The sequence below is a fragment of the Nostoc sp. JL34 genome, from assembly GCF_017114945.1.
Taxonomy (GTDB): domain Bacteria; phylum Cyanobacteriota; class Cyanobacteriia; order Cyanobacteriales; family Nostocaceae; genus Nostoc.
Genome location: NZ_JABXKQ010000123.1, coordinates 1 through 12020 on the forward strand (window position 1 = coordinate 1; position 12020 = coordinate 12020).

Annotated in this window: 10 protein-coding genes and 1 pseudogene; 7 read left to right on the forward strand and 4 right to left on the reverse strand. The window is 43.7% G+C overall.

The genetic code is table 11. From position 1 onward, the window contains the following. Window positions 1-68: 68 nt before the first annotated feature. The 3 genes and pseudogenes from HWQ44_RS21525 to HWQ44_RS21535 form a co-directional block, all read left to right on the forward strand. A pseudogene (locus HWQ44_RS21525) lies at window positions 69-725 on the forward strand (DUF3800 domain-containing protein); the annotation flags it as partial. A gap of 168 nt (window positions 726-893) precedes the next feature. Continuing rightward, window positions 894-1226, forward strand: a complete 333-nt coding sequence (locus HWQ44_RS21530; protein WP_292722787.1) for a low molecular weight protein tyrosine phosphatase family protein — start codon at window positions 894-896, stop codon at window positions 1224-1226. Further along, a complete protein-coding gene (locus HWQ44_RS21535) occupies window positions 1223-1906 on the forward strand; it encodes a class I SAM-dependent methyltransferase (RefSeq protein WP_292722791.1) in 684 nt (227 codons plus the stop codon). Before HWQ44_RS21530 ends, HWQ44_RS21535 begins: the two co-directional genes overlap by 4 nt. A gap of 358 nt (window positions 1907-2264) precedes the next feature. Here HWQ44_RS21535 and HWQ44_RS21540 read toward each other — a convergent pair whose 3' ends face one another. Continuing rightward, window positions 2265-2708, reverse strand: coding sequence for a hypothetical protein (locus tag HWQ44_RS21540; RefSeq protein ID WP_292722792.1), 444 nt, complete (start codon window positions 2706-2708; stop codon window positions 2265-2267). Window positions 2709-2910: 202 nt separating this feature from the next. After that, window positions 2911-5448: a penicillin acylase family protein gene (locus HWQ44_RS21545; RefSeq protein WP_292722795.1), complete on the reverse strand. Its 2538-nt coding sequence runs from the start codon at window positions 5446-5448 to the stop codon at window positions 2911-2913. A gap of 223 nt (window positions 5449-5671) precedes the next feature. Here HWQ44_RS21545 and HWQ44_RS21550 point away from each other — a divergent pair, with 223 nt between their 5' ends. The 3 genes from HWQ44_RS21550 (at window position 5672) to HWQ44_RS21560 (ending at window position 8560) form a co-directional block, all read left to right on the forward strand. Next, the gene (locus tag HWQ44_RS21550; protein WP_292722798.1) at window positions 5672-5947 is read left to right on the forward strand and encodes a hypothetical protein; all 276 of its coding nucleotides are present in this window, start codon (window positions 5672-5674) and stop codon (window positions 5945-5947) included. 131 nt (window positions 5948-6078) lie between these two features. Next, on the forward strand, window positions 6079-6819 hold the full coding sequence (locus HWQ44_RS21555; protein WP_292722810.1) for an RNA methyltransferase: 741 nt from the start codon (window positions 6079-6081) through the stop codon (window positions 6817-6819). 175 nt (window positions 6820-6994) lie between these two features. Further along, complete coding sequence (locus HWQ44_RS21560; RefSeq protein WP_292722800.1) at window positions 6995-8560, forward strand: serine hydrolase; 1566 nt, start codon at window positions 6995-6997, stop codon at window positions 8558-8560. Window positions 8561-8786: 226 nt separating this feature from the next. Here HWQ44_RS21560 and HWQ44_RS21565 read toward each other — a convergent pair whose 3' ends face one another. Then, the gene (locus HWQ44_RS21565; protein ID WP_292722803.1) at window positions 8787-10625 is read right to left on the reverse strand and encodes a penicillin-binding protein 2; all 1839 of its coding nucleotides are present in this window, start codon (window positions 10623-10625) and stop codon (window positions 8787-8789) included. Window positions 10626-10700: 75 nt separating this feature from the next. Between HWQ44_RS21565 and HWQ44_RS21570 the strand changes: the two genes are divergently transcribed. Continuing rightward, complete coding sequence (locus tag HWQ44_RS21570; protein ID WP_292722804.1) at window positions 10701-10901, forward strand: hypothetical protein; 201 nt, start codon at window positions 10701-10703, stop codon at window positions 10899-10901. On the opposite strand, the gene HWQ44_RS21575 is transcribed toward HWQ44_RS21570, so the two are convergent. Next, window positions 10902-11600, reverse strand: a complete 699-nt coding sequence (locus HWQ44_RS21575) for a hypothetical protein (RefSeq protein ID WP_292722807.1) — start codon at window positions 11598-11600, stop codon at window positions 10902-10904. Between the last annotated feature and the right edge of the window lie 420 nt (window positions 11601-12020).

Below are 12020 nucleotides of genomic sequence, written 5' to 3' on the forward strand. Positions count from 1 at the left end.
TCCTTTCCCTGCACCCTCTTGACAAAAGTGCAATCACTCTAACCTCTCACTGATGGTCTGGCACTACCCACGACTCAAATCAACAATATTTTGTACTGGCTGGATTTTGTGTATTCGAGCGTCAAGGATATTGGATTTCTGATCAGCTTGACCAAATTGCTGCTAGATTTGATCCCGCTGATCCGGTATCAGTTGAATTGCACGGTAGTCCAATGCTGAGTGGTAGAGGAAAGTGGAGGAGCCATGCTAAGAGCGATAGAGAGAAAGCTATTGAAGACATTTTGCAGGTTTTCTTACAGTCACACCCGACTAATCGACTATTCGCAAGTGTGATCAAGAAGACTATAGTATCACCAAAAGACCCTGTTGAAGTTGCATTTGAACAACTGGCTAGTAGGTTTGATAGGTATTTGATCAGGCTGCACAAAAATGATAATACACAGAGAGGTATCATAATTTTTGACAAATCTACTTACGAGACAACAATTCAATCTTTAGCAACTGACTTTAGAACTATTGGATACAGCTGGGGTGTTATCAGAAACTTTTCTGAAGTGCCTTTATTTTTAGACTCAAAAGCTTCGAGACTAATTCAACTTGCTGATATACTCGCTTACGCAATTTTCAGACATTTTGAAAAAGGAGATAGTAGATTTTTCTCTATCATTCAGTCTAGATTTGATTCTGAAGGCGGTATAGTTCATGGATTACACATACAGCAATAAAATTATATTTGTCTAATACCACACTATAGTCCAACTTTCTGAAGTTGAAGAAATACGATAGCTTATAATTGGCGTAGTTTTGGGATTGTCTGTGGTGCGATCGCAAAATAAAGTAGTTTATCTAAACTGTTAAACCGTTTTTGGAGTTAGATCGGCAAGAAACTCTTAATGAAAAAACTTTTATTTATCTGTAGTAAAAATAAACTGCGAAGTCCCACCGCCGAGGCTGTGTTTTCTGAATATGAAGGGCTTGAAACAGACTCAGCAGGTTTAGATCGCTATGCCGAAGTACCATTATCAACGGAGGCTATTCAATGGGCTGATATGATCTTTGTGATGGAAAAATCTCATAAAAATAAGCTATCAAAAAATTTTCAACCTTTTCTGAAAGATAAAAGAATTATATGTTTAGATATACCAGATGAATATGAATATATGGAACCAGCTTTAATTGAGTTGTTCAAACAGAAAGTTTTACCTTTATTAAAGATTAAAAAATGAATATTCAAGAAGCTTTTAATTCTGCCGCAGGAGATTACGATAACTTACGTCGGATTCTAATTCCCTGTTTTGATGACTTTTACAAAACAGCCGTTGAAATCATCCCAGGCGATTGCACTGCACCGCTTAAAGTTCTAGATTTGGGTGCTGGTACTGGACTTTACTCAGGTATGGTTCAGTCTGTCTTCCCTAATGCAGAGTTCACTTTGCTAGACTTAGCCCCTGAAATGTTAGAGAAAGCTAAGTTGAGATTTAGCAAAATGGGCAAATCTCCCAAAATCTTAATTGGTGACTACATTGAGACTGATTTAGGTAATTCATATAACCTGATAATCTCTGCCTTATCGATTCATCATCTGTCAGATATTGACAAAGAACTTCTTTATCAACGGATTTATGATGTTCTAAATCCTGGAGGGATATTTGTCAACGCCGATCAAGTTTTCGGCAAAACCCCTGATTTAGAAAAACTTTACCGTCAACACTGGCTAGATTCTGTCCGGGCTAAGAATATCTCAGAGGAGGATCTCAAAGCTGCACAAAAACGCATGGAATACGATCGCATGGCAACCCTTGATATTCAACTTCGCTGGCTAGAAGCGGCTGGGTTTCAAAATGTGGATTGCTGGTACAAAAATTTTAGCTTTACTGTTTTTGGTGGTTATCGACCAACTATTTAACTAAATAAGTAGGCGCAAATAATTAGAAGCTGCTTTGGTAACGCACCCTACTGGCGTGGTTAGACTAAATTTGGGCATTAAATTTATGGTTTTTTGGGGCTAAAGCGCAATACGCTTGGGTTGAGAAACCTAGCTTGCTTGCGGTAGGGTAACCCAACATTTTTGGTGGTTTGTTGGGTTTCACTTCGTACTCCTACAGGGAAGCAAGCTACAACCCAACTTACGCAATTTATGGTTTTTGACGCTAACCCAAGCGTATTGTGCCATAAGTATCGGCAGAAAAGCGCTTGTCGGTAATTAATCCCACAGTATTACCCAATCCAGCACTGATAATTGCAGAGGTGGAAGCAAGAGTTGGTTATTTACCAGAGCAGTAGCTATTAATTTCCTTAACTATTGAACTTTCTTCGCTACTACTCTTTTGCAGAGATACCAAAAAGCCCTTTGCTGCTGGTATATTCTTTTTATCTATGGCTGTTGCTGCATTATTCAATTCCTTGCTGATGTTCTGATAGAGCGTGAGAAAGCGCCCTTGGAAACCTTGTAACTTTTCATCCTTAAGTTCTAATGCTTTCATCTCTTGGGCAAGTGGGTCTATCTTACCAGAAAGTTCGGTTAAAGCTTTAGAACCTTTTGCCGGATTGGGATTTTTGCCGAATTCCTGACCTAGAGTAGCTGCCTGATTGGCAACCTTTATGACTTTGTTACATTGGGCAACTTTACTTTCGCCACAACCTGCAAATAATAAAGCGATCGCAGTAGTTGCTGAAAGTATAAAACTTCGTTTAAACACGCATTGCATAGGTTCTATTATCTCCAACGATGTTCCACTCAAGTTGGTACAGAAAACGGATGTTCAGCAAAAATAGGTTTTTCTCAAAAAAATCTTGATTTCTGTTTCTAACTTTCTTTCTGTCCTGTTACTTTATACTTCATTTTTTCTCAAATGTGTATGTAATTTTACTTAATAAACTAAATTTAAAATTGCTTAGTCAGCTTACCCTTTACTTTCGCAATTTGGGAACTAACTTCAATGTAGTAGCAGTATTATTTACAACAGTCTTCTGTTCCCAAAGCATCTGGTGATATTCAATCTGGCGCCAGGGGTCAACCATATCGTTGTAGTGGCTATGGAAAGCATGGCCTGATTGTCCAGGGGTGTGAATCGCTACTGATTTATCCAAATTTCCCAAATCTACAATCATCCGCAGTGAAGGAATATCAGTCACCTCAAAGGATTTGTTTGCTCTCCAGCGGTTAGCATTCACTGTTTCGCCATTACCAGCCGTAGCAAATGCACCACGATTAAATAAAGCTTCAATCGGTGCAACTCCAGATTTGCCCAAGGTGGCATTACGAAAAGTAACAGTATGCAGCTTGCCCCAATTCCAGTTTTTCTGGTCTTTACTTTGAATACGTTCTAGTTCATCCACGGCTTTTGCAAAGGATTGCCGGAGGATTTGGTCGCGGTTCTCAACTTTTGGGGTGTTGCGATTATCCCACCAAGAACTATTGGGCTGTTTGACCAGATTTGCTACCACAGCATACCAGCGATCGCCTCCATTAGGAAAGTACTTTTCAGGCAACTGATCGTGAAACGTATCTGCTAGCAAGTGTTTCCAGAAGACTTCAAACAAAGCAGCAGCAGGCGATGTCATTCCTAACTGCAAATTCCAATCTTGCAGAAGTTTTTGGGCGGCTTGTAAGCGGGGGGTCTCAACAGTGATAGATTGCAGTATTGGTACTAATGTCTGTGCATTCAGATTGCGATCGTCACCCTGTATCCGCTGCACATCCTTCAGAGAAATCGGCTGTGTTTGTTGTGAAATCATCTCAACGATGCGCTTTGCTCGGTAGCCATAAACCCAATCTGCGGTAATTAAATAAGGATATTCACGGTTAACTAAATTATTGGCAGTAGCAATATAACCCTGAGGTGGATTAAAACTTTTGGGCAATTTCTCAAAGTCAATATAGCCTTGCCATTCATATTCATCCGTCCAACCAGGAACGGGATAACGCCCATCTCCCTTCGCTCGGATGGGGAATTTACCAGGCATTTGGTAGCCAATATTGCCATCAATGTCAGCGTAGACCAAATTTTGAGCCGGGACATCATAATTGCTGGCAGCAGTGCGGAATTCCTGCCAGTTTTGGGCGCGATTAATTTGGGGAATGGCATACCCTAGTTTTGAAGGTGCTAGGGCTGTCCAGCGCAGGGCTACGGCGTAGTTCTGTGGTAATTCTAGGGGCTGACTGGGCTGGAATTGCTTCAGATTAGGCGAAACATCAGAGAGAATGGGCCCATGTCGGGTGTAGCGTACCGTTTGCCCAATCGGCTGACTCCCCGCCACTTGAATCGTCTCTTGCACGAGTTGCATATCAACCCATTTGCCATTGACCTCATACTGATTGGGGTTTTTTGGGTTGATTTTCTCAATGTATAAATCCATCACATCAGATTGTACATTGGTGACACCCCAGGCAATGCGATCGCTATGACCGATAATTACCCCAACCATTCCTGCAAAGGAAAAACCAGAAACGTTATAGGGACATTCTGCGCTCTTTGGTGTGCAGTGCAAACCAACCTCATACCAGATAGAGGGTATTTGCACACCTAAGTGGGGATCATTCGCCAAAATTGGCTTACCTGTCGCCGTCCGTTGACCAGATATCACCCAGTTATTAGAGCCAATACCTATTCCAGTGGGCCCGATGAGTTGTTCCAAAGCCATCATCGGTTTAGTAATTGACTCTAAAGCAGGTAATACATCTGGAGAGTCAATAATTACTTCAACATTATTGTTTCCCCCTTCCTTTACCTTTCCTTGCTGTAATTCAGACAAAATCACTGGCAGGTCTTGAGGGTATGGTGGAAAAAGTTCCTCTACTTGAGTGGGGCTAAGGGTTTTGAGCAGGATGGCACGTTCAATTTCGCTTTGGAAATTTCTGCCTAAGTCGTAAGCCATTACCTTCCCCCAAGTCAGAGAATGCAGTATTTGCCAAGGTTCTGGCTGATACCCAGGATTGAGGAATTTAAGCACAGCGTATTCTAGACTCAGAGCGCTGCCTTGATGCTCTGCCAGATAGGCGTTGACACCATCGGCGTATGCTTTCAGATACGCCTTCATCTCTGCATTAATTTCGGGAATTTCTTGGTGCGCCACCCTCGCCCAACCCATTGTCCGTAGATATTTATCGGTGTCAACCTGAGATGAACCAAACATTTCTGCTAGTCGTCCAGAACCAATGTGTCGCCAAAAATCCATTTGCCAAAAGCGGTCTTGGGCGTGGATGTAACCTTGTGCCATGAATAAATCGTGAGAGTTGGCAGCATAAATATGGGGAATGCCCCATTTGTCCCGCTGAACAGTTACTTCGGCTTTCAGTTCAGGTAGTTGAATTGTGCCACTCTCTTGCGGAAAGGATTGGCGTACAGTGTAGGTGGCAAATCCCACTAACAATAGCCCCAGCACCAACAGGAAAATCAGAATAGTTTTGAGTCTTTTACGTAACCAAACTTTCCTGGAGTTTTTCATTTGAGCTACCCGTGGCATTGTTTAGTGAAATCAGGCAATACTACAAGGTATTTAATCAGAATTTGGAGAAAAGTGTGATCTGCCCATTTTAAATGCGCCTGATACCGTTTCTTTGTAAAACTGCATATATTATTATCCCCGCCTACGTCGTCCTCCCTTGGCAAGGCTACCGTGTACACACAAATCTTTTAAAGTTACTGCGTAACGTAGGGCAGGTTAATTTTTGCAGGTCGATGCAACAAAGGTGCGGGTCAATGCAACAAAGATGCGGGTCAATGCAACAAAGATGCAAGTCAATGCAACAAAGGTGCAAGTCGATGCAACAAAGGTGCAGGTCAATGCAACAAAGGTGCAGGTCGATGCAACAAAGGTGCAGGTCAATGCAACAAAGGTGCAGGTCAATGCAACAAAGATGCAGGTCAATGCATGTCAAGAGACTTGTGTGTACACCGTAGCCTTGCTAAGGAGAGAGTTGGGGAGGGGTATTATCTACGCCTAGTAACTTGTTCAGACCTCCCGTAGGTATTTACTTGCAAAGTTACAATGATGTTAAGGAAACTTTTCAGCAGGACACCCAATGCTGAGAATTGGCCTAAAAATATCATTTGGTGCGATCGCAGGAGGCAAAAAATGGGCTTGGCTGGATTAAGAATTGTGTTGGTAGAACCAGCTGGGCCGATAAATATCGGCGCGATCGCCAGAGTCATGAAAAATTTCGGGCTATATAATTTAGTATTAGTGAACCCCCAATGCGATCCGCTATCGACGGAAGCTTTGATGATGGCTGTTCACGCTCAAGAAATTATAGAATCTGCGGTAATAGTGGCAACCTTACCAGAAGCATTGCATGGATGTGTCCGGGCGATCGCTACCACTGGTCGCGTTCGCAGTTTAGAAACACCTTTAGAAAATCCTCGCACTGCACTACCCTGGTTACTGGAGGAACCAGAAAAACCCGCAGCACTGATTTTTGGCAGGGAAGACCGGGGATTAAGCAATGAAGAATTAAATTATGCACAGCGGTTTGTTGGCATTCCCACAAGTCAGGATTATGTAGCCCTGAATTTGGCTACTGCCGTGGCAATCTGTTGTTATGAATTGTCACAATGTGCCCAGCAACCTGATACTCAGACCTTACCCCAAACGGAACTCGCACCCTTAGATGTTGTGGAAGGATACTACCAGCAATTAGAATCAATATTACTGAAAATTGGTTATGTGTATCCGCATACGGCAGCTAGTCGCATGGGAAAATTTCGCCAACTGTATAATCGCGCTCACCTAAAAACTGGGGAGGTAGCCATGCTCCGAGGAATTTTGCAGCAGGTAGAATGGGCCCTTAAAAACCAGAGGGATGGTGAAAACTTGTAATTATTCGTTTAATATGTACGCAATCATCCTCCCAAAATATTTGACATAGCTTAAACTAAACACAAAAATAGCTACTTAGTGGCAAAGTGGAATTTGAGTATTAATATTGCTTAGAGATTAAATTTTGGGTCAGGAGTCTGCAAGAAAACAGTCAAGTCGGTCACAAGGAGTAACGGTGTCAGAATCAAGTGACGAACTAACAGCTTTCTCGCGGCGTCAACCCATAAATCGCCGCCAGCGGCCACAAAAAGTTCAAAAAGTGGCACAAAAGAAAGTTAAAGCTAACAGCCAGCAGCAAGCTGGGAATGGACAACAAGCGGCGCTAACACGCCCAAAAAATCAAATCAGTCCTCCGCCAACTCCTAGTGCTACACGGAGGGTAAAATCGGGGTTGGTCATGCCAGCGGCAGTAAAACCAATACCTAGTGTGAAGGGAAAAATTCCTCCCTTCCGACCAGGTGCTGTGATGGTCAAAACAGTGCGAATGGAAAAGCCAAAAATGGGTAGGCGCTCATCGCGGAAAACGCGGTTGAAGCCAATGGCCAAAACTATGTTGTATGTTTTGCGGTTGTTGATTGTAGGTGTTGGGATGGGTGCAATTGTGGGCACAGCGTTGTCAGTATTAGACCCAGCTAATCGCATCAGCACAAATTCGGCGTCGCCATCTAATAGTAATGTGGCGCGATCGCAGCCACAACCTACTCAAACTCCGCCAACCGCAGCTTCGAGTCTGTATTTATCCCAGGAAATTACCTCTTTGAAAAATGCCGTGCAAAATTTGGCGGACACCAACCCAAATCTCACACCCGGAGTTTTCTTAGTAGATTTAGATACTGGTAATTATGTAGATGTCAATGGCTCTACCAGTTTTCCGGCGGCTAGCACAATTAAAGTGCCGATTCTGATTGCCTTTTTTCAGGATGTGGATGCAGGGAAAATTCGCCTCGATGAAATGCTGACCATGCAACAAGATGTGGTAGCTGGCGGTTCGGGAGATCTACAATACAAACCAGCCGGAACCCAGTCCGCTGCTCTGGAAGTCGTCACTAAAATGATTACAATCAGCGACAACACGGCAACAAATATGCTGATTGCCCGACTGGGAGGCATAGACGCTTTAAACCAGCGTTTTCGCAGTTGGGGATTGACAACCACAGTAATTCGTAATCAACTCCCAGATTTGCAAGGGACAAACACTACTAGTCCCAAGGAACTAGGGAATTTGATGGCGATTGTGAGTCAGGGAAATTTAGTAAGTATGCCATCACGCGATCTCATGCTCGATATCTTGCGTCGCACTCAGAAAGATACTCTGCTACCGTCGGGTTTGGGAACAGGCGCAAGAATATACCACAAAACGGGTGATATCGGCACAATGTTGGCAGATGCAGGTTTAATTGCTGTTCCAACTGGCAAGCGCTACATAGCTGCTGTCATGGTGCAACGCCCCAATAACGACCCTCGCGCCGAAAAGTTGATTAGCTCAATTTCTCGGGCTGCCTACCAAGAGTTTAGCCAGAATGCTGTCACACCCAACAGTACCACAAACACTATACCCGCAAACGGTTATCAGCCCCAGCTTGCGAGTCCTGCTTTACCCAACAGTACAACCGGCACTGTGCCCATGAGCGTTTATCAGCCTCCTGTTGTCAGTCCTGTACCCAACGGTATGGGTAATACTGTACCCACAAACGGTTATCAATCTCCAGTTATGAATCCCCAGTATTATCCCTCAAGATAATTCATTATTAAACCGACATTCCACAGTTTAGAGATCGGGTAATGGTATTTTAGATTTCAAGTACAAATACTGTCGTTGGAGGAGTACTGGAAGCAGGAGCCGAAACGAGTAGTGGTGCTTTAAATTCAGTTGGAAAAAGCTGATTTTTTCATTCTGAAATTTCTCCCCACATCACTCGAAATGCAAAATCTAAACAAACCTACACTTGTCAGCCTGCCCCTACTCCTTACGGCGCTTCTGGCTGTTGCTCACTCGCCTTACTTGGCGGAATCTCCTCAAGAGGAATCAGCGCATCGATCACCGACTTCACAATTGGTGCGGCGACAGTAGAACCATAGGCACTTTCTCCTTTTGGCTCATCCACCAGTGCAAACACTACATAGCGAGGAGATTCCACTGGCAAAATAGCCACGAAACTGGTCATTCTAGCACCCTTGATGTAGCCGCCAGAGGGGCTAGCTTTTTGGGCTGTACCAGTTTTACCAGCAATGCGATATCCCGGAATTTGTGCCGCCTTCCCGCTGCCGTTAGTAACAACAGTTTCCATCATTTCCACAACCTTTTGGGCTGTTGCAGCTGAGAAAATTTGGCGGGGGATGGTGCGATTGGGTGAATCATGCATCTGCCCTTTACTATCAATCAGCCCCCGCACTACATGGGGTGTGACCAATTTACCGCCATTGGCTAAAGCGCCGTGCATTTGCACTAGCTGTAACGGTGTCATAGAAAAGCCTTGTCCAAAGGAAGTAGTAGCTGGTTCAATTGGGGAAGCGATAAATTCTTCTTGACTTTTGAGCCGACCGCCAACTTCAAAAGGCAAATCTGTATCAACTTTTTGTCCTAGCCCCAAGCGTTCTAGCCAGTTGTAGTAGATTGAAGGCTTTAAACGTTGGATAATCTGCACCATCCCAATGTTGCTGGAATATTGCAAAATCTGAGCGATGCTGATTCGCCCATTACCATTATTCATCGCATTTTTGATGGTGTAATTAGCTACCCGAATAGAACCGGAGTCATTAAACATATCATCTGGTTTGATGACGCCATTTTCTAGAGCGATTGCTACATTCAAAGGCTTAAAAGTCGATCCCGGCTCATAAAGATCCGCCACCGTCCAGTTTTTAAATAGCGAGATATCAGCTTTACCGTATTCATTAGGGTTATAGGTAGGCTGAGAAACCAGGGCGAGTAAGGAACCATCCAACGCATCCATGACAATTACCGCCCCACGTTTAGCGTCAAACTTCTCCATCTGTTGTTTGAGCGCAACACGGGCAATTCGTTGCAGACGGCTATCGATAGTAAGTTGTAATCGCAAATCGTCAAAATGCAAAAAACCCTCAGGCGCATGATCCGGCATCAGTACCCCATTACCCGACCGACTGAGCCGCACCGTTTGCACAGGACGTTCTAGCAACTTTTCTTGAGAGTATTCCACACCAGCTTGACCACGGCGGTCAACATTCACATAGCCCACCACATCAGCAACCAAATCGTCTGGCGGATAAAATCTGGAGTATTTTTGAGTCCACTCTAAGCCATTTAAGCGCAAAGAGATGACGCGATCGACAATTTCTTCCGGTAGGGCTGGGGCAAGTATAATTCCGCTTCTCTTGCTTTGAAAAGTTTTCACTAATTCAGCAGTATCTTTTGCCAATATTGGGGCAAGTCGCTCTGCCATATCTTCATTAGACTTATCAAACAGCTTGGGATGAGCGTACAAAGTATATACAGGACGGTCAATTGCCAACAGATTACTATTGCGATCTACCACCGGGCGACGGGGCATAAAAGGTCGCAAATTCACCATTTGCTGGTTTCGTGCCTGCTCTGTTAACTTTGGCCCCTTGACAATTTGCAGGTTATACAATTTCACACCCAATCCCAACCCTGATGCTATTAATACGCCCCAGACTATGAACAGTCGAGACTTGGTGTTGGATGTTTGTTCTTGGATATTAGAGGCTAATTCTCCCAAAAGCCCTCGTTTATAACCCTTTTCTCGCTTTGTGAATCCTGGATTGCGAAACTTTCTGAATTTTGTTCTGCTTGGTGACTTCTGCATTGGGTTTGTCCTTTGTCATTTGTCTTTTGTCATTTGCCACAAGTCTGAGTCCTAATCACTAATGACAAATGACTAATGACTCTTAGCCTTTTACCAATTCTCCAAAATGAAGCTACAGATGCAAGAGGTGGAAACTCAGATGACAGCGTTGTTCATCTATTTGAACCACAATCTTTGCGATTACGAATTACATTAGCGAGTGGGCGTACCCTTACTCTTAAAGCTTGCTACGCGCAGCGTCTCATAGAGAGCGGCATGACAAATTCCGAATTATGATTAGTATCCCAGTGGTGAGAGTGTTTGCTGTTGCGTTTGGGAATTTGGCATTGTGTTAGACGATGCTGGTTTAGGACTATGAGATGCTGGAGGCAAGAAAATCATCCCTTGAGGAGTTGGCGATACCAGTCCTGCTGTTGATTGTTCTGCTTCCTCAGCCATTTTATTTGTCAGCGTCGCGTTGGTTGTTGTTAGCAGCCGCTCATGACGTTGGAGCTTTTGCAGTCTGCGATATGACTGACCCCAAACCTCTTGGGAATATACCGTCCAGCCATAAACAGCAAGTGTCGATGCTACTAATAAAAACGCCAAAACTGTCGAATAACGATGAAAGGTATACAAGCGCAGCAACCACAAAGGTGCTGCTCCAGAATTAGGCATTGTGGGAAGGCGAAGAAAACCTACCCCCGGAGTTTTCTGGTGACCACTAGACTGCTGATTGAGATTTAACACTTGTTGTCTACCCAACTCTTTCACCGATTTGGGTATGACTGCCTCATTTGTGGGAGAAACCGCTAGATTTTTCGAGGCCCGTTGTTGTCTTTGAGAGGATACTGGTATGGCTTGGGTAGCTGGTGTAGAAGCGCTTTGTGCTACTGACTCCATACGCGCAGAGCGTCGCCTCCCTAAAGAAAAGATAGAATCTCGCCGGAACCAATTACCCCTTGTAGAAACAGCAGATTTACGAGCAACTACCATAAATTTTTTTAGATGGGAAATAACTGTACTTTAGATTGATTGTCTTGATTGTCTGTTTTTGCTGAGGCTAAAATCACCTTCTGTGCAACAAGTACACATAACAGACTACACCCTTTTAACTATTTTGATAGGTAGCTGTACCACTGTTTGCATCCCCTAGATATGCAATGTTTGCAATCAGCGATTATAAACTGGACAGCTTATCCTTCAGATATCGCACCTAAAGTATGGCAACGTCGGGTAGCAAGGCGCAATACTCCGTGAAAAAAATAAAATTTTTTGCTATGATAGCTCGGTTGACTAGAGAATTTGGTAATTTCCGTTTTGCTCCTGAGTTAAGAGAAACTAATCAGATGGCTGTATGATAAGTAGGTGGGCGGAAAAATTTACAGCTATGTAACGAAAAGTTAAGTAGTAGAA

Excerpts from the sequence above, each read along its gene's own strand:
- HWQ44_RS21540 (WP_292722792.1), bottom strand. The coding sequence starts at position 2,708 with ATGCAATGCGTGTTTAAACGAAGTTTTATACTTTCAGCAACTACTGCG.
- HWQ44_RS21535 (WP_292722791.1), top strand. The coding sequence starts at position 1,223 with ATGAATATTCAAGAAGCTTTTAATTCTGCCGCAGGAGATTACGATAAC.
- HWQ44_RS21565 (WP_292722803.1), bottom strand. The coding sequence starts at position 10,625 with ATGCAGAAGTCACCAAGCAGAACAAAATTCAGAAAGTTTCGCAATCCA.
- HWQ44_RS21530 (WP_292722787.1), top strand. The coding sequence starts at position 894 with ATGAAAAAACTTTTATTTATCTGTAGTAAAAATAAACTGCGAAGTCCC.
- HWQ44_RS21545 (WP_292722795.1), bottom strand. The coding sequence starts at position 5,448 with ATGAAAAACTCCAGGAAAGTTTGGTTACGTAAAAGACTCAAAACTATT.
- HWQ44_RS21570 (WP_292722804.1), top strand. The coding sequence starts at position 10,701 with ATGACTCTTAGCCTTTTACCAATTCTCCAAAATGAAGCTACAGATGCA.
- HWQ44_RS21555 (WP_292722810.1), top strand. The coding sequence starts at position 6,079 with ATGGGCTTGGCTGGATTAAGAATTGTGTTGGTAGAACCAGCTGGGCCG.
- HWQ44_RS21575 (WP_292722807.1), bottom strand. The coding sequence starts at position 11,600 with ATGGTAGTTGCTCGTAAATCTGCTGTTTCTACAAGGGGTAATTGGTTC.